The following is a 20,875-nucleotide window of genomic DNA, read 5'->3' as shown; positions in this document are numbered from 1 at the left end:
TTTTTCCCAAAAGAAAGCAAGTAATGTTAGAGCAATAATTCAAGTATCCGAATTAGTCTTATCCCTTGGCTCGCTTTAACATTATTACTCCCTAATACTCCCTTAACCGCATCCCCCTGGTGCGGTTATTTTTTTCGCGCTTTGCCTGATAATTCCTCCACCAAAATATTAGCAAACGTTCTCATTAACTACATTTTAAAAAATTTCAGAAAAATTGGTTTTTATGCTTGAAAATATTCTCAACAATGTGTAAACTAACAACATAGGTAAGAAAAGTTGACCTACTTGACGCAGATAAGCCGATGTTTTTCCATTTTATAACATCACGTGTATTTGCATTAGGTTTTCTACTTTTCCTTATAGTCAAAATATTTAAACAAGGAGCGATTATAGTATGGCACAAACATCCACTATCCAAAACGACACAAAGGCAGCCGAAGAATATGCAGCTCGAGTGTTTGAAACAATTAAACAACGGAATCCTGGCGAAACGGAATTCCACCAAGCAGTTGAAGAATTCTTAAACTCTGTTATTCCAGCTCTTGCAAAAGAACCTAAATACGAAGCAAATGGTATTTTAGAACAGTTAACAGAACCCGAACGCCTTATCAGTTTCCGAGTTCCATGGGTGGATGATTCTGGCAAAGTACACGTAAATCGCGGTTACCGGGTCCAATTTAATAGCGCAATTGGTCCATATAAAGGTGGTCTTCGTTTCCACCCTTCTGTAACAGGAAGCATCGTCAAATTTCTTGGCTTTGAACAAATCTTCAAAAACTCCTTAACTGGCTTGCCAATTGGTGGCGGTAAAGGCGGATCTGACTTTGATCCAAAAGGAAAAACAGATGCAGAAGTAATGCGTTTCTGTCAAAGCTTTATGACAGAACTACAAAAACATATCGGCCCTGATACAGATGTTCCCGCTGGTGATATCGGTGTTGGCGGACGCGAAATCGGCTACTTATTCGGTCAATACAAACGTCTTCGCGGCGCTTATGATGCTGGTACAATTACTGGTAAAGGCCTTACTTACGGCGGAAGTTTAGCTCGTACAGAAGCAACAGGCTATGGTCTTGTTTACTTCACTGTTGAAATGTTAGAAGCAGCTGGCGAATCTATCCGCGGCAAGAAAATTGTCGTTTCTGGTTCAGGAAATGTTGCTATTTATGCTATCGAAAAAGCGCACGAATTAGGCGCTAAAGTTGTTGCATGTAGTGACTCTGCTGGTTTCGTTTATGACAAAGAAGGTATTAAAGTAGAAACAGTGAAACAATTAAAAGAAGTAGAACGCAAACGCATTAGCGAATACACAACGATCCACCCTTCTGCTGAATATTATGCAGGTGGCGACGTGTGGTCCGTTCCATGTGACATCGCTCTACCATGTGCAACTCAAAATGAAATCAACGCCGATCAAGCCCGCGCGCTTGTAAAAAATGGTGTTATCGCTGTTGCAGAAGGTGCCAACATGCCTTCTACACTTGAAGCAGTCGACATTTACCATGAAAACAAAGTACTATTTGGCCCAGCAAAAGCGGCAAACGCTGGTGGTGTTGCAGTATCAGCACTTGAAATGGCTCAAAATAGCACGCGCATGAGCTGGACATTCCAAACAGTCGACGAACATTTACAAAACATCATGAAAGATATTTATAAAAACTCAAGTAATGCAGCAAGCGAATATGGCGCTCCTGGTAATCTAGTTATCGGCTCCAACATCGCAGGATTCTTGAAAGTTGCAGATACAATGATTTCTCACGGCATCATCTAATGCAAAAGCCCTTCTCTCATTTGAAAGAAGGGCTTTTTTTGTTATCGCATTAATTTTCGTAAAATAAAAGAAAGTCCAAACCACAAAACAACACTAATCAAAATCGTTACAAGCCATCCAAAAGCATTATGTTCTAGCGGAAGTGGCATATTCATTCCAAAGAACCCCGTAATAATCGTAGGAACCGTCAACAAAATAGATAATGCCGTCAAAATTTTCATCGTATCATTCAAATTATTATTCAAAATATTATTATACGTACCTGACAATTGCTGTAATATTTCTGAGCTTAATCCTGTCATCTCCACAAGTTGCTTTGCTTCTATTAAAGCATCTTCAAATTGTTCTTTTTCCACTTCATTTAGTTCTCGGTAAATCAAGTGAGATTTCATTTGTTCAAGTAGCGCCGCATTTTGCTTAGACGCCGAAACAAAATAAACAATCCCCGTCTCTAAATCCGACAATAACAACAAATTTTTCTTCGTCGTTTTAATTTTCAATTTATCATTAATCAATCTTCTCTCCATATCCATTTCTTCCACATACGGAAAAAATGCATCCATAACAAAATACAAACTACTAAATAAAAATTGAAAAATAGTGACAGTGTCGGAATCCGCTAAATATTGCTTCATTTTCCGCGTAATATACTGATTATCATTGTTTGTAATCGTAATTAATTGCGTATCTTTTATAATAAAAACCATCGGAATTGTTTCATAATGATTATCAAGTTTTCTTTGATCCGGTACATTAAACACAACCACAAACGTATTTGTCTTTTGGTCATATTCAAAATGGGCTCGTTCATTTCTATCAATAGAATAAGCAATTACCTCATTATCAATCTGGTATTTTTCATAAAAATCCGCTAAATTTTCCGTATTGTCTGTATCGATATTAATCCAATTATATTTTCCGCTACCAAAAATGGTTTGAATGGACATATTATTCATCCTACTTTCCTTGATGTCATAAAAAAAGAGAGCCTCTATAAAAGAGCATCTCTAAATCTACATAATTATAGCACAGAATCTGGGAAATTCTGTGCTACAACTATCTTAAAAGGAGTGTTTATTTGAAATAAGCAATTATCAATATTTCTATGGGGGAAGTAATTTATTTCAATTAGCTTATTTCAAATGACAATCTCTATGGGATAATTATATCTTACATTACTTTTATGTCTAAGTCAATACTTTTGTTACAGAAACATTTCATAAAAGGCTAATAAAGTGCATTAATAATAAAGTGTAATATTAATGCAACAAACGTGATATTTTTCCATCTTTTCTTTACTATGCTATAATTAACTAGGAAATATCTTATTTATAGGAGGAATTGGCATGTCAAAAAATGAAGCAACTGCTTATATTGGTACATATACCAAAGTCGAAAGCCAAGGTATCTATCGCCTAGTAATCGACAAAACGACTGGCGAAATTAAAGAAAATAAATTAGCTGGAAAAATGGACAACCCAACATATCTTAAAATTTCAGATGACGAAAAATTCGTTTATTCTGTAGCAAAAGATGGCGATAAAGGTGGCGTTGCAGCTTTTTCTGTTGAAGAAGACGGTTCTCTTACTTTCATAGGTCAAGATGTTCAAACAGGTAACCCACCATGTTACGTTGATGCGTCACATGATGGTTCTATCGTTGTTTCCGCTAACTATCACTTAGGTACAATCGTAAGCTATCCAACAGAAAACGGCGTGTTAAAGCCTTCTGTTTCAACTATTCAGCATACTGGTAAAAGTGTTCACGAACGCCAAGAAAAACCGCATGCTCACTTTGCTGGGTTCACTCCAGACCAAAACTATGTAATTACGTGCGACCTTGGAACGGACAAAGTAACTACTTACTCCGCTACAGCTGGCAAACTTGAAAAAGTAACGGAATTAGATGTAAAACCTGGAAGCGGCCCTCGTAACCTTGTTTTCCATCCAAATGCTAAATATGTATATATCATGACGGAATTAACTTCCGAAGTCATTTTTGCTGAATATGATAAATCGACTGGCGCGTTAAACGTAATTCAAACAATCGCTTCTCTTCCAGAAGGTTTTGACAAAGAAAATAAAGGTAGCGCAATCCATATTTCTCCAGATGGTCGTTTCCTATATGTTTCTAACCGCGGCCAAGATGCTATCGTTAGCTTTGCAGTTGCTGAAAACGGTACATTAACACTTGCAGCTACAACTCCAGTAGAAGGCGTAGGTCCACGTGACTTCGACCTTGATTTCACTGGCGAAATACTTGTTGCAACAAACGAAAACAGCAATAACGTAACTGTTTTTGGTGTTAATAAAGAAACTGGCGCTCTTACATTACTTCAAAAAGATGTAAAAGTTCCAGAACCAGTTTGTATTAAATTCGTAAAATAATAATAAAAATCCAGAATGGCGTTTAAACCATTCTGGATTTTTTTATACTAAAATTGTTTTTCCTGCTTCAATGTAACTTAAATCATTCACAGCTTCAATGGTCCATTTGCCATTTTCAAAGCCGAGTCTTGTAACACTCGCATTTGCTAGCTCTGGGTTAATTAAGGATTTATCGAAGAAAGAAATAATCGTATTAATCGCCATGCCATGAGAAACAACAAGTACATTGGCGTTATCCGATTGATTTTCTGCGCTAACTGTTTCTAACGCGTTTTTCAATCTACTGACCATTGTATCCCAAGATTCGGACATGCCAGTTTCATCAATTTTTTCCACCGTTTCAGATATGATTTGGTAACCATCATCACCAAATTTTTCAAAAGCCTCTTCCACTGACTTGAAGCCTAGATATTCCATTACTTGGCCAAACATAATATCTTCATACTCACCTTCAAATTTACCAAAACCAAACTCGCGGAAATCACGTAATTCATTGATTTCTAAATGTGCTTGTTTGCTTTCGCGTAACACGATTCCAGCCGTTTCAATCGTCCGGCCACGGTCACTCGTATAAACTGCATCAAATGGAATCTCGCGAAGTCCACGTCCTAAAAATTCTGCCACTTCGATTCCTTCATTTGTTAATGGTGTATCTGACCACCCTTGCACGCGACAAGATGTATTGAACATCGTCTTACCGTGTCTAACTAAGTACACATTCAGTTTTCCTGTTGTCATTTAAACTCCCCCTTATGCTTTTTTACCAGCTTCTACATACGACATATTCCCCGGTTCTTCAATAGAATACGCCCCATTTTCAAAAATAACTTTGGTCACACTAGCATTTTCAATAATCCTTATTTTTTTACTCGGATCAATCATGTCAATAATACGATGAATAACCATACCATGCGCAACGACTAAAACTTCTCCACCACCACGGTTTTGCGCATCTGTAAGAATTGCATCAAGCCCAGCAGTTAATCTTTCTTCAAAAATAACCGAGTTTTCCGTCATTCCAGTTTCGTCCATTTTGTGCACTGTATCAATCACAATATTAGCATTATTTTCAGCATTTTTATCGTAATAACTTTCAATTGATTCAAAACCGTGCGCCTTTGCAACCATTTTTAATACTGCATGGTTATATTCTCCTTCAAATTTACCGAAACCAAATTCACGCATCTCAGCCAATTTTTCCAGTTTTAAATGTTGGTTGTCACTTTCATTCATGACAATTCGAGCGGTTTCGATTGCGCGTCCCCGGTCACTTGCGTAAGCGGCTACAAAATTAGTCCCCTTCAAGCCCCGACCTAAATCATGCGCAACGAGTGCCCCTTCTTCGGTTAAAGGCGAGTCAGCCCAGCCCTGCACCCGGTCAAGTGTGTTTAAAATCGTCTTTCCATGTCGCGTTAAATAAATAACTACCCTACTTGCTGATTCCATGTATACACTCCTTTAAATTATCACTTCTCCCTTTAATAGTAGCAATCTTAGGAGTTAATGGCAAACTAATTTATTTTTCTACGCAAAAAAACACTTCCTCCAAAATCGAGAAAGTGTTTTTTAATTCTTTTAATGAACGCCCTTCATATACTTTTTCAAGAATGGCGCGATAATGAATAATGCTATTGCAAAGGCTATTGCTACGAAGCCTGTGATTCCGAAGTAAGCAATTTCTGTGTCAGCATTAAAGTATTGTGTTAATTGGGCGTTGAATGATTGGCCCATCGCATCTGACAAGAACCATAAGCTCATTGTTTGAGATGCAAAAGCTTTTGGTGCAAGTTTGGTTGTTGCAGATAAACCTACTGGCGAGATAAACATTTCACCAAAGATACAGATGAAGAAACTTAGTACTAACCAAAGCGGGCTTACAAGTGTTGTCGTATTTCCGTGCAAAATACCTGGAAGCATCATAACAACGAATGATAAACCTGCGAAGAATAGTCCGAGTGCAAATTTACGTGGTGTAGATGGCTGTCTGTCCCCTAGTTTCGTCCAAATCCATGCAAAAATTGGTGAAAGCGTAATGACAAACACTGGATTAAGCGACTGGAAATTGGCCGGATTTAAGTTCATACCCCAAATAGATAAATCCGTTCTTTCTGCCGCGAAAAGTGCCAATGTTGACGAGCCTTGTTCCTCAATCATCCAAAATAATACTGCGATTAAAAATAACGGTATGTATGCAGTCAAGCGTGATTTTTCGTCCGCCTCTGTTTTCTTACTAGTCATCATCATAATAAAGTAAACGAGTGGAACCCCAACGCCCATCACCGTTACAGCAAGAATAATCGTATCAATTGTTAAGCTACCTGTAATCAAACGCAAGACAGCAATTAATAATCCTATTCCTAAAACAATGCCAATTATTTTGAATGTAAGACTTTTTGCTTCTGATCTTTGAAGCGGATTTGGCGCTTTTTTGCCAGCGTCTTTTAAGTAACGTTTTCCTGTTAGAACATAAACAACGAGTGCAATTGCCATACCAACAGCCGCCACACCAAAACCAGCATGGTAACTTCCAGCGTTATCAGAAACAGCTGAAACGATTGGCGGAGCAATAAATGCACCTAAGTTAATCCCCATGTAAAAGATACTAAAGCCAGCATCCCGACGATTATCTCCTGCTGGATATAAATCCCCAACTACATTAGAAACGTTCGGTTTAAGTAGACCAGTTCCCAGAATAATAAACGCCATGGAGCCGAATAATGCCGCTGCTCCCCCACTTGGAATCGCTAGGACAATATGACCCACCATAATCAGTACGCCACCGTAAAAGATGGTCTGACGAGCCCCCAAGACCCGGTCAGCAAACCATCCACCAATGACGCCCGACATAAATACTAGCGAACCATAGATAGACATAATTGCCGTTGCTGTTGATTGGCTAAATCCAAGTCCACCTTCTGATACCGCAGTATACATATAGTAAAGTAATAACGCGCGCATTCCGTAATAGGAGAATCGCTCCCAAAATTCGGTATTAAATAATGTTGCCAGGCCACGCGGGTGCCCGAAAAATGTTTTTTCCTTCTTGGTACTCAAGAAAATTCGCCTTCTTTCTTTTGTTTTTTATTCAAGTTAGCAAATTTCTTCTCTATGATTTACGCAAAAGTTTTGTTATCTATTATAAAGCATTAGTATAAATTTGACGAGATACCTCTAAAGTTTGATCGCCACGTTCTGAAATATTCGTTAAACCGTGACGTTCCAGTTGATCGACAAGAAGGTCTACAACTTCATCGCCAAGCCCATAATCACTAAATCTAGTTCCTGCCCCTAAGCTTTCAAAGAACTCACGTGTTTTCAGAATCGCTGCATCTATTTTTTCTTCATCACTACCGCTTGTAATTCCCCATACACGTTCCGCATATTGCACTAATTTATCATGCTTTTCACTGCGACGAACATTTAAAAGCGATGGAAGAACAATTGCTAAAGTGCGCGCATGATCAATTCCATAAAGAGCTGTAATTTCGTGACCTAAACTATGACTTGCCCAGTCTTGCGGAACCCCTCTTGATAATGTCCCATTAAGCGCATTGGTAGCTGACCACATGAAAGTAGCACGTGTATTGTAATCATGATTATCTTCCTCAATGACAGTTGGGCCAATTTCGATTAATGTTTGTAGTAGACTTTCGGCATAACGATCTTGTAGTAACGCGCCCACTGGATAAGTCATATATTGTTCCATTACATGCACATACGCATCCATAATGCCGTTTGCTAGTTGACGTTTTGGCAGTGTGTACGTAAGTTCTGGATCAAGCAAGGAGAAAACTGGATACGTATAAGCACTACCAAAGCCAAGTTTCGCTTTCTTCTCAACAAAAGTAATTACTCCGCCGCTATTCATTTCAGAACCAGTTGCTGGAAGTGTTAATACTGTACCAAAAGGAAGCGCCTTTGTAATCGGACGTTTTTCGCCAATGCCGCTACCAAAAATATCCATTGGTTCGCCGTCAAATAATGCGCCAGCTGCAACAAATTTCGTGCCGTCAATAACGGATCCGCCACCAACTGCAAGTAAAAAGTCGTAGTTTTCTTCTTTTACTAATTTGATTGCTTTGATTAATGTTTCGTATGTAGGGTTGGCTTCAATACCACCAAATTCGCCAACTTCTCGTGATTTAAGAACTTCTTTTACTTTATCAAGCGTACCAAATCTTTTCACACTTCCGCCGCCGTATAAAATCAATACTTTTTTATCTTGCGGAATTACTTCATTTAATTCTTCTAAACGATTTTTACCAAAAATAATATGAGTAGGATTATAATAATCAAAGTTCAACATTTCTTTTTGCATTTAAACGTCCTTCTTTCTGTTTACAAATTTACATAGCATAGTTAATAATACACTTTTTTGGGAAAATTTAAACCTTATGCCAAAAGTTTCCATTTATATAAGTAAATTATCGTATTTTTTCCGAATTATCGCACCAGATAACAGTGATTTTCTATACAAAAGTCCTACTTTACGTTAAAATGAAAGGGAAGAAGAATGGAGTGAAGAACATGTTGATAAAAAACCTTTGTATCCCTAAAATAAATTTAACAACCGTCCCTGGAGATGCTACGTTACAAGAGGCTATCCATTTACTAGAAGAATCTGGTTATCGCTGTGTTCCTGTATTAGACGAAAAAGGTGAAAAATTCTTAGGTAATATTTATAAAATGCATATCTACAAACATGCTGCTAACGGTGGAAGCCTTAGCGATCCTGTAATGAGCCTAATCAAAAATGCAACGAAACATATTTGTGTCAATGCATCTTTCTTTGAAGTCTTTTTTACAATTAAAGAACTACCATATATCGCAGTTCTAAATGAACAAGGTAACTTTTATGGTATTTTAACGCACGGAAAATTACTTGGTTTGCTACAAGACGGCTGGAATGTCCAAACGACTAGTTATGTTCTTACTATTGCAACAGGTGAAGTTCAAGGTGCCTTAACAAAAATCACCAAAATCATCGACCGTTATTCGAGCATCGCGAGTTTGATCACGCTGGACAACCAAACGGAAGACTTTATCCGCCGCGTGCTTGTTTCCTTGCCAGTTGGCGTTACCGAAGATACAAAAAACGAAATCATCACCCACTTAGAACGCAAAGGGCTTCGTGTTGTGGAAACGGAAAAAATCAAAAAATAATAAAACAGCTTGAAGTAAGGTTAAGTCCTTATTTTCAAGCTGTTTTTTTGTATATATTTATTCCGCATCGTGTTTTTTCTTCGCTGTTCGTCTTCCAATAAAGTATGTTGCTGTAATGATAAGAAGCAATAGCAGCACTCCTCCTGTTATATACATCCATGTGTAATCTTTCTCTAATCCTAAAGCCACTTTGTTCGCTTTTTTTGCCTCATCTGAAGAAATAGTGAACTCTTCCGTCCACTCCCATTTATCATCGGCATTTTTGGCGACTAAATGTAACTTATATTTTCCCGGTTTTAATTCTTTATTTTCCCAGTCTACACTGTAGTTAAAATTGGAGTTTGGCGCCATCGATAAATCTGTTCGTTTGGCTTCATGTAAAACTTCATCGCTGCCTTGTTTATATATTTTGGCATCCACGGCCAGTCCACCAACTAAGGTCGCTTTTGTATTTTGCAAATTCATTTCTACTACATTTCGGTAATTTCGTGTTGCCGGTTTAATTTGATTCAATTCTAGCTCTGGCTTTACGACGGTAGTTTTTTCAGTTAGTTTCACACCGATTACGTAGGCATATTCATTTTTAATTTGAACATCGTTTTTATCGGCATCTTTCTCTTTGTCTTCGGCTTTCTTTTCCTTAAAATGTAATCCGCCTAAAATAATGCCGTCATAATTTTCAGCTGGCATTTGAATCGTAACCGTCCATGTTTTGGTTTCATTTGGTTCAAGTGTAACCTCGGAGGCACTTTCTTTCGCTATATCCGCAAAGGGATATTTTAACGTTTTATCTGGCTTCGTGTTTGGTATCGAGTAATCCACGTAGCCCATCTCATTGGTAATAGCCGTGTTGGCAATGCAGTTAACAGTGATTTTTTCTTTACTATGGTTGGTAATTTCCACTTTTAATGCTTGTTTCTGCTTTGGTTTCATTTGTAAATCGAAATAGGTCACACTAGATGCCTGATTGTCAGGAAGAATTGCTTTTACGGAAAAACTACTATTTTCAGTTGCATCGGCCTGCTGACTTGGAAAACAAAGAATAGCGACTGTACAGGCAAAGATGATAGCGAATATTTTTTTCAAATCTCTTTTTCCTCCTAATAGCTCAATTTAAAAAGAGAAAACAACATCAACTAATGAAGTTTTCTCTTTTTGAAAAATGTTAAACTCCTGGTGTATCGCTTAAAGTCCAAGTTAATGTACTTTCGTATGTTCCGTCAGCTACTACAACATTTTGTGGAATAGATAATTTAGGTTTAGACGTATCTGTTGCAGAACTTGCTGCGGAACCAAAGCTATCTGTCCATGTTCCCATTCCTTCATCATCACTAAAGTTCGTTGGTGTCGCTGTTTGTTTATCTTTGGCTGCCATTACCGGAACTGCTGCTCCGCCAGTCATAGAAATCGTTACGCTATCATATCCTGTTGGTGCTTGTGCGGTGGAAGTCGCCGAGCCAACAGTTGATTTCGGAATTGTAAGCTCTGCGCCTGGAATTGTTTTCGCTGGTGTGGAAGAATCTTCAAATGCACTACCTGTTACGGAAAGTGTCCAACCTGTATTTGTACCACGAACATCGCTAATTTGCGCATAAGGTGTTACTTTTTTAGATACAGAAACTTCTCCTGGTAAATCTTGTTGTCCATTACCATTTGTATCTACATAAGTAGAAATCGTATCATCTGCTGCATGAACATTTAATGCGCCAGATGATAAGCTAGATACGTTATGTGTACCAAAATCCCAATCAGATACGGCTAAAATCCAAAGTCCATCTGTACCTACCGGCGGATCAGTTGGATCTGGAATAACTGGGTCTGGATCAACTGGATCTGGGTTTACTGGAGTTGGATCTGGCGTTGTGCTTTTATCAAATTTTACAATCCCTTTTGAATCTTTTGTTACGGAAGTGGCTGCTGAAGCAAAATCTCCAGAAAGTACTGGTGCCACAATCAATCCTAGTGCTAATAAACTCGCTGTTGTTACCTTTACTGTTCTACTTGTCATTATTATTCTCCTCTTTCTGTTATCCTTTTTTGTCGTTCTGTTTCACCGAATTTCTTTCCTCACCTCCTTAAAATAGCCTTTTTTCGCGATTAAAATGAAACCAAACCCTAGTAAAACAAGATAAAAATCAGCTGTATCTCCTGTTTTCGGCAGTCTTTTTGGAGGAACTTTGGTCGGAAAAGTGCCGCTTCTGTCATCTGTTCCAGTTTTTGGTTTTCGGGGGTCATGCGTGAAAATCACTCCCGCTTTACTTGTCGCCTTATCCGTATTCGCCTTTACATAAAACGGCGAGGCGCACACAAATAAACAACAGACTAAAATAAATCCCATTTTTTTCAATTTAGATAGCTCCTTTTATTTGTTGTAGCTGATTATGGTCGAGGCGCATCTTCTAGTGTCCAGGTGATTTTCGACTCATAGGAATCGTTCACTAGCGCATCATTTGGCTCTATTTCCATGGTTAAACTGTCCTCCAGATTGACGATGGTGGAATCATATTTCGGGTCTGTCACAGCTGATTGTTTCTTTTCGATAGGTTGATTCGTCGTATTTAAATAAATTGGACTACTGGAAGGCGATTTGCTTTGATATTTTAGCGAAGTTTGTAGTATATCGCCTCCGCTATTGGTAAATGGTGTCATCGCACCCGTTATCGTCCAGCCTTGCCGCACAGTTCGCCTATCTATCACCTCTAACTCAGCCTTTCCAGACGAACCATAACATTTAAGCGTTTGTTTCTTATCTGAAATTGGCACAGAGTCTGCATTTGCGTCTATATCCATTCGAAATTCATCTGGGATTTGCAATTCCAAAAGTTCTTTTACGTGAACAATAACTGTAACAGGTATTGCATCTTGCTCATAGTATCCACTTTTAGGCGAAGTAAGAGTTACAACATAATCTCCCGCCGTATTAAGTCTTACTTTATATATAAAGTCATCTCTTAGTGTTCCTTCACCTGTCAAAGTTGCATTTACATCTGCTCGAAATTGAGTAGCATTTACTTTATCTCCTACTAAATAGGTGTATTCTGCATCTGCAGTTATGACTGGTGGCTTATACTTAATCGTTACCATAATATTGGCCTCCGCATTTCCTTCAATATTAGAAGCTTTGACAGCAACCCAGTAAATACCTACAGTGTTTAGATTCTTTAGTTTCACATCAAAATCGCTTGTAATTGTTGTTGGTTGATCTGTTATCAAATTGACATCGTTTAGAAATTGTTGTTCCGTAAGTGATGTACCTATCTCATAAGTAAGGCCTGAATTGTAAGACACAACTTGTGGTGGGCCAATATAAGTTAATGGCTGAAAAATCTTACCCCTGTAGTCCACTATGCTATTGCTACCATTTAACGGAAAATTCTCGTCCCACGAATAGGTAACTCCTGGAGACAAAGGAGAGTAATAAAACGGTTTTTTAGCCATTTCTTCTGCTGAATATGTAATTTTAGAAGTAATAGGATCAATAGTTGCTTTGGGGCTAGTAGCAGTTATTTTAACTGGCTTGGTTGTTCCGAAAATAGATGGCTGTATAGAAAATTCATACTTACTAGAAGTAACTACCGGTTCCATATCTACTGTTTCGTATCGAACATATAATCGCTGTAAATTAGGCATTTTGTTATTTGTAAGGCTAGATAAATCAGTAATATGATTCTCATCCAAATTAAATATCTTTATTTTAGTACTGGCAAATTTAGCAAGTGGCGAAACATCTGATATATTATTTCTTTCCAAAGATATTTCTTCTAAATTAGGTAATTTATTAGGCAGCTTTGGAAAAAGGGATAAATCAGAAATGTTGTTACCTCCTAAGTCTATATGCTTAAGCGTTGGTGTACTCAATTCAGTAAGAGGTGAAATATCTGAAATATTACCATTATTAATAGCTAACCGATATAACTGTGAGTATCCATTTGGTGCCTTTAAAAAAGGAGATAAATCCTTACATTGTTTATTACTATATAACCGTACATCGTAAAGATTAGGTAGATATTGAATGCCTTCGATACTTCCTATAGTAGCAACTGAAGTTAAGAAGACTATTTTATTTAACTCCACCTCAGTAACAACATCATCCACTTTCCAATCCGTTTTAGTAGGTGTTTGAAAATTGTTATTTTCTGTTCGCCCTAGCTGATTAGCGATAGTGTTTGCCATCCCTTCATCGGGAAACAAATCTGCTATCGTGCTATTTGCTGGAATTGTTAGTGGGCTAGCTTTCAAATTTTTAGGTGTATTTACGCTTTTTAACGTGGGCGCCTTTTTCTTCGCATCATCTAATAGTTCCGAACTCTTAGGTAGCTCTTTTTCCGTTTCCATAGCCCTCGAATAAACCGGAGCAATAAGCGCTAAAATTAAAACAAAAAGCAGAACTATTTTCCAATTGATTTTCATTGTTTTTATGTCTCCTTTTAAATGCCAGTTAGCTGGTTTTCATAGTGACTTGCTACCTTTTTCTGTACGATAAATGTTTTTTTATATGGTTTTAAAATTTCTTGTTCTAATAAGCGAATACGTTGCCGGTAAAAAGCCGCTTTCGATAATGTACTGTATTCAATTAACACTTTTAACGTAACTTCTGGCGGTAAAATAATGTTTCCATTTTTATCTGTTTTCCCAATGAGTTCTCCCAAATATTTCATCGCATAATATAGTTTTTCCTTGTGTTCCTTGCTATTAAGTAACGCCCTATAATATAAATGGCGCCCAATTCTCTTTAGAAAAAAATATTGAAATCCAAAATTTTCCGGAAATAGCGTTAATGCATATTCGACATCTTCTTTCTTATACTCATACACTTCACAACTATCTGAGAGAGCGATATTCGTTACAACTTGTGGCGCGTCTTCTAAAATGGAATAGCTTAGAAAAATACCCGGCTCAAAAATAGACAAGAGCTTTTCAGGCGATTCACATGTGTAACTGCTTATATAACCATCTATTAATAAAATGACATTATTCAGCTTAGTAGAATTGTCCATTAAATTTTCGCCACGTCTTAATTTACGCTTGGTATGCCTAATCCCATTTTTTTGCATCATGTTAACAAATTCTTGATATGTAAATAATTCTTCCACTAAAATCCACTCCTCTTCTAGAATAATTGAGTGAGCAATACGCAGTTAAGCTTGGCGAGAACTCAACTTATGTTACCATGTGTGCAGTAATCGATATTCTCTATAGAGAGGGAATATTAGGCTTTCTAGCAGCAAATATTGAAAAAAACTTTCTAATTTCCTTGTAAACAACAAAAAAGCACGTTTGTTTTTTTGTCACAAATAAATATTTTCCACCTGCTTTTAAAGCAGAAAACTCGTCATTCATTTGGCCCAACAGTCATGAACAAATTACGTGAAATATTGATTATTCAAGAATTTCAAGGTACGCCAAATAATGCTCTTACCAAAGGGACAAATTACACATCGGTGAGAGCATGCTTATATAATAGAAAATGTTGGTACCAATGCAAAAAAATCTAGAAGAACTTCGCCATATTTCCGTTTGTTTTCGACTTTTGCTGTTGGCGATAACATCCAATGTTAATAATAAAACCATTTTGTGTGATATTTCACCTTGTCATTCCTCTTTGTTTTCGATATAATTACTTTTGTAACGATAATGAAAATCATTTTCAATTAGGGAGGAAATACACAATGTTTCAAAAGCATAAATGGGCTGCTATTTTAATGACTGTACTTTTAGCAGTAGTTTTAACCGCTTGTGGCAATTCTTCGGATAAAGATGCGAGCAAAGACAAGGAAAACGCAACAAAAACGGTAACTGATACAATGGATCGTAAAATACAAGTTCCAACTACACCGAAAAAAATCGTCGCACTTCAAAACGTAAGTGAAATGGAGATTTTAGGCGTTAAACCAGTTGGAACAACAGATTATTACATCACTACATATCCTGAAGCAACAAAAGGGACAGAAAGTGTTGGTAATGACAAACCTAGTATTGAAAAAATTGCTAATTTAAACCCAGATTTAATTATTATTAGTGATTACCAAAAAGACCTTTTAGAGAATTTAGAAAAAGTTGCTCCAGTTTATATCACGCATTTTGGTGATACTCCTGACAAACAACTTTCAAACATTGCAGATCTTTTAAATAAAAAAGCTGAAAAAGAAAAATGGGACAAAGATTACGTTGCAAGTTCCAAAGAAGCTAAAGCAACATTAAAAGATGCTGGCGTGGAAAACGAAAAAGCGGCGGTTATCCAATTTTATGGTAAAGAAATCTATGTTCACGATGCTAAAGTTTTTGACGGACTATACTCCGGAGCTGGTTTCACACCAACTGACGGTGCTAAAGCCAACAAAGAAACAAAAGCCATTTCTAGTGAAGCCATTCCTGAATATGCAACAGGCGCGGATCGTTTATTTATTTTAATGCCAGCTGATGGCAATACTGATTCTGTCGATGAAATGCTCAAAGGAGTTTGGAAAGATATTCCAGCCGTGAAGAAAAACCAAGTGTATAAAGTTGATAATACTAAATGGAGCGACTACAGTGCCGCTGCCCAACTTTATCAAATGCAAGATGCTGTAAAACAAATTACAGGTAAATAATAAAAAGACTCGATTCTGTCAGCAGAATCGAGTCTTTTTATTTATTTAATAAACCATAAATGTCGTTATTCACTTTACCAAAAGAAGCAATATGATTTTGGACGTTGGAGAATAGAACAACGTAAGTTCTGCCGGTGTGGCTAACACTGTTAGACACATCCCATCCGGTTACTACCCCGTGACTATTATAACTCCCTGGATCCACATAGAATCCCATTCCATAAGTTGACTTACTACCCGGTGTGAACATTTTCTTCAAACTTGCTTCTGAAATTAATTTTTTATCCATTAATGCTTTGTCAAATAAATACAAATCCGTTGCAGTCATACTAATATCCCCTGATCCGTATAATTGCGTTAAGTCTACAAGTTTTGGACTTTGGAAAATCCCATTGTCGTCAATTTTGTATCCTATTGATACGTTTTTGCCCCCATCGACATCTTTTTGTAAGTATCCAGTGTGCTTCATTCCTGCAGGTTCAAAAATGTTTTCTTGTAGGTAAGTCGCTAATGGTTTTCCACTAACTTTTTCTACAAGATAACCAACCACAGTGTAATTAGCATCCATATAATCCCATTTTCCAGGTTGTGATTTAATTCCCCTTTTCTCAATAGCTTGAATTAGTTGTTCTGGCGTCATGTTACTTGTTAATTTTGGACGCCCAACAATCCCAGATGTGTGGTTCAAAAAGTTCTTAACTAAAATCTTGTTACCATTAGGAAAATTAGGTATATACTTCGAAATTGGATCATTCGTATTTATTTTACCTTTTTCTTCTAATTGTAACAGTGCTGTTGCTATTATTGCCTTTTGAGAAGAACCGATATAAAACAACGTATCTGGCGTATTCAATACTTCTTCATCACGATTTGCATACAAATAACCTTTTTGTATGACGATTTCTCCATCGCGAACAACAAGTGCTGAGCCGCTAAATCCGATTTTTTGTAAATAATCATCAATTTCTTGATTTTTTACAATGGTTTCTTTAGGCTTTTCTTCTACTGGCTCTGGTTCTTTAGTTTCTTCTTTTTTGGTCCCTGAGTCTTCTGGTGGCTTTGTGGCAGTTGCTGCTTTCTTCTTAGTTGGTGAGGATACTGTTTGCTGTTGTTTACTTTTAAATTCAAATATCATCCAGCTAGTGGTAATAAACAGTAGAAATACAGTACTCAACACGATAATCAAGTTCTTGCGTCTTTTTTGTTTACGTCTTTCGCGTCGATTCATTTCATCACTCCTGGTCTAGTCTAATCGTTAAATGACTTTCCCAAAAGAGAATGTATTAGTAGAAATTATCCCGAACCTCTAATAATACCTAACACTCCACATATATCGTAAATTATTCTTCGCGATAAATCAATACGGAAATGTACCTATGTTTTAAAAAAATTTAAAAGTGGTATAATAAGGAAGGATAAATTGATTAAAGCAACGACAAATTGCTATAAAGGAGACTAGATAAAAATGGTACAAATAACAAAAGGTAAATTTGATGGTTTACAAAGACTCTCCAACGATAAAGGTGTCATTGCAGCGCTTGCCATTGACCAACGTGGCTCACTCAAAAAAATGATCCAACAAGCAAAAGGAACTGAAAACAAAAAGGACGTTGAAGACTTCAAACAACTTGTTTCTGAAGAATTAACGCCATATGCTTCTGCGATTTTGCTTGATTTAGAATATGGTACTCCAGCAATCAAAGCTCGCCACGAAGGTAGCGGACTTTTAACTTCTTATGAAAAAACAGGCTATGATGCAACAACTCCTGGTAAACTTCCTGATTTAATTGAAGATTTATCAGCACTTCGTATTAAAGAAAATGGCGGAGACGCTGTTAAAATTCTTGTTTATTACGATCCAGATGAACCAGCTGAAATTAATGAAATCAAATATGCCTTTTTAGAAAGAATTGGCGCTGAATGTCGCGCAGTTGATATTCCATTTTTCTTAGAGCCAATTACTTATGATGCAACAGTTACTGATTCTGCTTCTTTAGAGTATGCTAAATTGAAACCTGCAAAAGTAAAAGCTTCTATTAAAGAATTCTCTAAACCTCGTTACGGTGTAGATGTACTTAAACTTGAAGTTCCAGTTAACTTTAAATATGTGGAAGGTTTTGCGGAAGGTGAAGTCGCTTATACGCAAGACGAAGCAGCTCGTCATTTTGAAGAGTGTTCCGATTTAAGCCCACTTCCATTTATTTATCTAAGTGCTGGTGTAACTTCTGAAATGTTCCACAAAACAATTCAATTTGCTAACCAACATAACGTGCAATACAGTGGCGTTCTTTGTGGTCGTGCAACTTGGGCTGATGGTATCGAAGTGTATGGTAAACAAGGCGATGACGCTTTACGCGAATGGCTTCGTACACAAGGGAAAGAAAACATTACTTCTCTTGATAAATTGCTTGATGAAGGTGCCGTTCCTTGGTGGACAAAATATGGTTCTTTCGAAGATGTACATGTAGTAGAAAAACAATAGTATTCAAAAAGCCTCCAGTTAATTTAATTAGCTGGAGGCTTTTTTTCGTTATATTTCATCTTGGTTTAAATAGTTATAGGCAAACTGGGCATATAGCTCGGCGCCATTTTTCATGACACTTTCGTCGATATTAAATCGGCCGTGATGGTGCGCCCATTCTGTATCTTTTTCTGGATTGCCACAGCCAACGAGTGCAAAACTGCCGGGAGCTTCGTCTTGGAAATAGCTGAAATCTTCCCCGCCGGTTGTTGGACGTTCAAAGTAAAGCATGTCTTCGCCGAATGATTCTGTAATTGTTTTTTGGACGAGTAAGGCACTATTTTCGTCGTTGATTACTGGTTGTGTGCCTTGTTTGTAAATCATTTCTGCTGTGCCACCATAGATAGCGGCGGTTTGTTTGGCGTAGTGTTCAATTGATTTTGCAACTTTGGCGCGTGTTGTGTTGTTGAAACAACGAAGCGTTCCTTCTAAACGGGCATTTTCAGCGATAACGTTGTAGCGAGTGCCAACATCCATTTTGCCGATTGTTACAACGACTGGATCAAGTGGGTCTGTTTCGCGTGCTACGATGGCTTGGAGATTCATAACGAATGAAGAAGCGATAACGGCTGCGTCGATTGTGTCATGCGGCATTGCTCCGTGACCTCCTTGGCCTTTGAAATCGATTTGGATAATATCTGCGGAGGCGAATGTAGAGCCAACTACGCAAGATATCTTCCCGCTTGGAGTTTGGGACCAGATATGAATTCCAAACACGTGGTCCACGCCTTCCATCGCTCCTTGGGCAATCATTTCTTTGGCGCCCTCGGCAATTTCTTCTGACGGTTGGAAAATGAAGCGCACAGTTCCGGGTAGCTCGTCTTTTACTTCTACGAGTGCTTTTGCTGCGGTTAATAACATAGCAGTGTGCGCATCGTGACCGCAAGCGTGCATTTTGCCATCTTCTGTAGATTTATATGGAAGGTCTTGGTTTAGCTCTTGGACTGGAAGTGCATCCATGTCTGCTCGTAAGGCAACCGTTTTTCCGGGTTTTCCTCCTTTGAGTTCTGCGATTAATCCGGTCGGTTCAGTGCGCCGATACGGAATGCCCAGTTTATCTAATTCTTTAGCAACTTGGTCGGTTGTGCGAAATTCTTGCCATTGAAGTTCGGGATGTATATGCAAATCACGGCGGAAGGCAATCATGGCTTCTTCATTATTTAAAACTACTTGTTTAATTGTTTGATTCATTCGCGCTTTCCTCCGTCCATTTTTTTACTGTTTCAAGTACGACTTCGATTCCTTTTTGGAGCTTATCGTAATCGGTCCATTCTTCTGGGGCATGGCTTATGCCGTTATGACTAGGGACAAAAATCAGGCCCACTTCGGTTAAACTGGCGAAAATCATCGCATCGTGTCCGGCCCCGCTAACCATTGTCCGGTATTTAAAGCCGAGTTGGTCAGCACTTTCGGTCAAGGCTTGGTGAATTTCTTTTGATAAATGGGTTGGTTGCTGGTAAATCATATTTTCTATTTCGCAAGTAATGCCATTTTTTTCGGCAGCTTGGATAATTTTCTTTGTTTTTGCTAATGTATTTTGGACGTGAATTTCGTTTTTTGCGCGAATATCCACGGTGAAAACGACTTTATCTGGAATAACGTTTGCGCCATTTGGATAAACGTTTAGTTTGCCGATAGTTAGCACGGTTCCGCCACCTTCTTGGATAGCGAGTTCTGGTAATTGCCCTAAAATTTCGACAGCTGAAACTAGCGCATCTTTTCGGTCAAGCATTGGGGTTGTGCCTGCATGGCCAGCCTGCCCTTTTACGGTTACTTTAATTTGTGTTAAACCGACTACTGTATCAACTAGCGCTACGTCTTCATTGGCGTTTTCGAGGACAGGACCTTGTTCGATATGTAATTCTATAAATGCTTTGACGGACTCTTTTGTACGAATCGCTGTATGTACTTGGTTGGCGTCAAAACCTACACTAGCCATGGCTTCCGCAGCGGTAACGCCCGCTATATCTTTCATTTCATGCAGCATTTCTTTTGTGACTTTGCCTGTAATCGCTCGCGAGGCAAGGAGTCCTGCACCGAAACGAGAACCTTCTTCTTCCACCATTGCAATAATTTCAAGCGGAAAATGTGGCTTAATTTGTTGTTCATGAAAAACGCTAGCTACTTCAAGGCCAGTAATAACGCCAGCTGGTCCATCAAAAGCGCCACCGTTTGGAACCGAATCAAAATGAGATCCAACGATAACTGCTGGTAAATCTGGATTTTCGCCTTCTAATCGTCCGTAGATATTCCCAATCGCATCTTCCGAAACAGTCAGCCCTACTTTTGTCATTTCCTGTTTTAAATAGTTGCGCGCCTCGTGGTCTTCTTTGCTGTATGTAAGCCGAGTTGTTCCTTGACCCGGAGTTGCTGTAAATTCATCTAAATTTTCTAGGTGTTGCTTTATTCTTTCCAGATTTGTTTGCACTACGCATCCCTCCCA

Annotated in this window: 18 protein-coding genes and 1 pseudogene; 6 read left to right on the top strand and 13 right to left on the bottom strand. The window is 38.1% G+C overall.

Features of this window, described 5'->3' with window-relative positions; all coding sequences use genetic code 11:
• Positions 1 to 394: 394 nt before the first annotated feature.
• Complete coding sequence (gene gdhA / locus HCX62_RS01555) at positions 395 to 1,771, top strand: NADP-specific glutamate dehydrogenase (RefSeq protein WP_185636775.1); 1,377 nt, start codon at positions 395 to 397, stop codon at positions 1,769 to 1,771.
• A 41-nt stretch (positions 1,772 to 1,812) separates the two neighbouring features.
• On the opposite strand, the gene HCX62_RS01550 is transcribed toward gdhA, so the two are convergent.
• Positions 1,813 to 2,718 (bottom strand): magnesium transporter CorA family protein, encoded by a 906-nt coding sequence (locus HCX62_RS01550; protein ID WP_185636774.1) that lies wholly within the window; start codon positions 2,716 to 2,718, stop codon positions 1,813 to 1,815.
• Between the two features lie 399 nt (positions 2,719 to 3,117).
• Between HCX62_RS01550 and HCX62_RS01545 the strand changes: the two genes are divergently transcribed.
• Positions 3,118 to 4,158 (top strand): lactonase family protein, encoded by a 1,041-nt coding sequence (locus HCX62_RS01545; protein WP_185636773.1) that lies wholly within the window; start codon positions 3,118 to 3,120, stop codon positions 4,156 to 4,158.
• A 42-nt stretch (positions 4,159 to 4,200) separates the two neighbouring features.
• On the opposite strand, the gene HCX62_RS01540 is transcribed toward HCX62_RS01545, so the two are convergent.
• The 4 genes from HCX62_RS01540 to HCX62_RS01525 all read right to left on the bottom strand — a co-directional run bounded on the left by HCX62_RS01540 (position 4,201) and on the right by HCX62_RS01525 (position 8,476).
• The gene (locus HCX62_RS01540; protein ID WP_185636772.1) at positions 4,201 to 4,896 is read right to left on the bottom strand and encodes a histidine phosphatase family protein; all 696 of its coding nucleotides are present in this window, start codon (positions 4,894 to 4,896) and stop codon (positions 4,201 to 4,203) included.
• Positions 4,897 to 4,908: 12 nt separating this feature from the next.
• Entirely contained in the window at positions 4,909 to 5,604 is a 696-nt protein-coding gene (locus tag HCX62_RS01535) for a histidine phosphatase family protein (protein ID WP_185636771.1), read from the bottom strand.
• Positions 5,605 to 5,733: 129 nt separating this feature from the next.
• On the bottom strand, positions 5,734 to 7,212 hold the full coding sequence (locus HCX62_RS01530; protein ID WP_185636770.1) for a peptide MFS transporter: 1,479 nt from the start codon (positions 7,210 to 7,212) through the stop codon (positions 5,734 to 5,736).
• An 82-nt stretch (positions 7,213 to 7,294) separates the two neighbouring features.
• Positions 7,295 to 8,476, bottom strand: coding sequence for an iron-containing alcohol dehydrogenase (locus tag HCX62_RS01525; protein WP_185636769.1), 1,182 nt, complete (start codon positions 8,474 to 8,476; stop codon positions 7,295 to 7,297).
• Positions 8,477 to 8,685: 209 nt separating this feature from the next.
• Between HCX62_RS01525 and cbpA the strand changes: the two genes are divergently transcribed.
• Complete coding sequence (gene cbpA / locus HCX62_RS01520; RefSeq protein WP_008946979.1) at positions 8,686 to 9,321, top strand: cyclic di-AMP binding protein CbpA; 636 nt, start codon at positions 8,686 to 8,688, stop codon at positions 9,319 to 9,321.
• Between the two features lie 57 nt (positions 9,322 to 9,378).
• Here the strand turns inward: cbpA and HCX62_RS01515 are convergent, their stop codons facing one another.
• From HCX62_RS01515 to HCX62_RS01495, 5 genes are all read right to left on the bottom strand, one after another.
• The gene (locus tag HCX62_RS01515) at positions 9,379 to 10,407 is read right to left on the bottom strand and encodes a WxLIP family cell surface protein (RefSeq protein ID WP_185636768.1); all 1,029 of its coding nucleotides are present in this window, start codon (positions 10,405 to 10,407) and stop codon (positions 9,379 to 9,381) included.
• Positions 10,408 to 10,486: 79 nt separating this feature from the next.
• Positions 10,487 to 11,329, bottom strand: coding sequence for a WxL domain-containing protein (locus tag HCX62_RS01510; protein WP_185636767.1), 843 nt, complete (start codon positions 11,327 to 11,329; stop codon positions 10,487 to 10,489).
• Positions 11,330 to 11,371: 42 nt separating this feature from the next.
• Positions 11,372 to 11,668, bottom strand: a complete 297-nt coding sequence (locus tag HCX62_RS01505) for an EF2685/EF0750 family sortase-dependent surface protein (RefSeq protein WP_185504437.1) — start codon at positions 11,666 to 11,668, stop codon at positions 11,372 to 11,374.
• Between the two features lie 32 nt (positions 11,669 to 11,700).
• Positions 11,701 to 13,731 (bottom strand): leucine-rich repeat domain-containing protein, encoded by a 2,031-nt coding sequence (locus tag HCX62_RS01500; protein ID WP_185636766.1) that lies wholly within the window; start codon positions 13,729 to 13,731, stop codon positions 11,701 to 11,703.
• Between the two features lie 17 nt (positions 13,732 to 13,748).
• Positions 13,749 to 14,414: a cyclic nucleotide-binding domain-containing protein gene (locus tag HCX62_RS01495; RefSeq protein WP_185636765.1), complete on the bottom strand. Its 666-nt coding sequence runs from the start codon at positions 14,412 to 14,414 to the stop codon at positions 13,749 to 13,751.
• 246 nt (positions 14,415 to 14,660) lie between these two features.
• Here HCX62_RS01495 and HCX62_RS14090 point away from each other — a divergent pair.
• Together HCX62_RS14090 and HCX62_RS01490 are read left to right on the top strand one after the other, a co-directional pair.
• Positions 14,661 to 14,848: pseudogene (locus HCX62_RS14090) on the top strand (PTS glucitol/sorbitol transporter subunit IIA); the annotation flags it as partial.
• Between the two features lie 142 nt (positions 14,849 to 14,990).
• The gene (locus tag HCX62_RS01490; protein ID WP_185636764.1) at positions 14,991 to 15,911 is read left to right on the top strand and encodes an ABC transporter substrate-binding protein; all 921 of its coding nucleotides are present in this window, start codon (positions 14,991 to 14,993) and stop codon (positions 15,909 to 15,911) included.
• A gap of 37 nt (positions 15,912 to 15,948) precedes the next feature.
• Here HCX62_RS01490 and HCX62_RS01485 read toward each other — a convergent pair whose 3' ends face one another.
• On the bottom strand, positions 15,949 to 17,139 hold the full coding sequence (locus tag HCX62_RS01485; protein WP_185636763.1) for a serine hydrolase domain-containing protein: 1,191 nt from the start codon (positions 17,137 to 17,139) through the stop codon (positions 15,949 to 15,951).
• Positions 17,140 to 17,376: 237 nt separating this feature from the next.
• Between HCX62_RS01485 and HCX62_RS01480 the strand changes: the two genes are divergently transcribed.
• On the top strand, positions 17,377 to 18,393 hold the full coding sequence (locus tag HCX62_RS01480; RefSeq protein ID WP_185636762.1) for a tagatose-bisphosphate aldolase: 1,017 nt from the start codon (positions 17,377 to 17,379) through the stop codon (positions 18,391 to 18,393).
• A 48-nt stretch (positions 18,394 to 18,441) separates the two neighbouring features.
• Here the strand turns inward: HCX62_RS01480 and HCX62_RS01475 are convergent, their stop codons facing one another.
• Complete coding sequence (locus HCX62_RS01475; protein ID WP_185636761.1) at positions 18,442 to 19,623, bottom strand: M20 family metallopeptidase; 1,182 nt, start codon at positions 19,621 to 19,623, stop codon at positions 18,442 to 18,444.
• A complete protein-coding gene (locus HCX62_RS01470) occupies positions 19,607 to 20,860 on the bottom strand; it encodes a Zn-dependent hydrolase (RefSeq protein ID WP_185636760.1) in 1,254 nt (417 codons plus the stop codon). Before HCX62_RS01470 ends, HCX62_RS01475 begins: the two co-directional genes overlap by 17 nt.
• Between the last annotated feature and the right edge of the window lie 15 nt (positions 20,861 to 20,875).

The organism is Listeria swaminathanii (genome assembly GCF_014229645.1).
Lineage (GTDB): Bacteria > Bacillota > Bacilli > Lactobacillales > Listeriaceae > Listeria > Listeria swaminathanii.
The sequence above is the reverse complement of the archived record's forward strand: the minus strand, read 5'-3'. Positions and strand labels throughout refer to the sequence as shown.

Coding starts and splice junctions, on each gene's coding strand:
- HCX62_RS01485 (WP_185636763.1), bottom strand. CDS start 17,139: ATGAATCGACGCGAAAGACGTAAACAAAAAAGACGCAAGAACTTGATT.
- HCX62_RS01540 (WP_185636772.1), bottom strand. CDS start 4,896: ATGACAACAGGAAAACTGAATGTGTACTTAGTTAGACACGGTAAGACG.
- HCX62_RS01480 (WP_185636762.1), top strand. CDS start 17,377: ATGGTACAAATAACAAAAGGTAAATTTGATGGTTTACAAAGACTCTCC.
- HCX62_RS01550 (WP_185636774.1), bottom strand. CDS start 2,718: ATGTCCATTCAAACCATTTTTGGTAGCGGAAAATATAATTGGATTAAT.
- HCX62_RS01545 (WP_185636773.1), top strand. CDS start 3,118: ATGTCAAAAAATGAAGCAACTGCTTATATTGGTACATATACCAAAGTC.
- HCX62_RS01490 (WP_185636764.1), top strand. CDS start 14,991: ATGTTTCAAAAGCATAAATGGGCTGCTATTTTAATGACTGTACTTTTA.
- HCX62_RS01510 (WP_185636767.1), bottom strand. CDS start 11,329: ATGACAAGTAGAACAGTAAAGGTAACAACAGCGAGTTTATTAGCACTA.
- HCX62_RS01500 (WP_185636766.1), bottom strand. CDS start 13,731: ATGAAAATCAATTGGAAAATAGTTCTGCTTTTTGTTTTAATTTTAGCG.
- HCX62_RS01525 (WP_185636769.1), bottom strand. CDS start 8,476: ATGCAAAAAGAAATGTTGAACTTTGATTATTATAATCCTACTCATATT.
- HCX62_RS01475 (WP_185636761.1), bottom strand. CDS start 19,623: ATGAATCAAACAATTAAACAAGTAGTTTTAAATAATGAAGAAGCCATG.
- gdhA (WP_185636775.1), top strand. CDS start 395: ATGGCACAAACATCCACTATCCAAAACGACACAAAGGCAGCCGAAGAA.
- HCX62_RS01535 (WP_185636771.1), bottom strand. CDS start 5,604: ATGGAATCAGCAAGTAGGGTAGTTATTTATTTAACGCGACATGGAAAG.
- cbpA (WP_008946979.1), top strand. CDS start 8,686: ATGTTGATAAAAAACCTTTGTATCCCTAAAATAAATTTAACAACCGTC.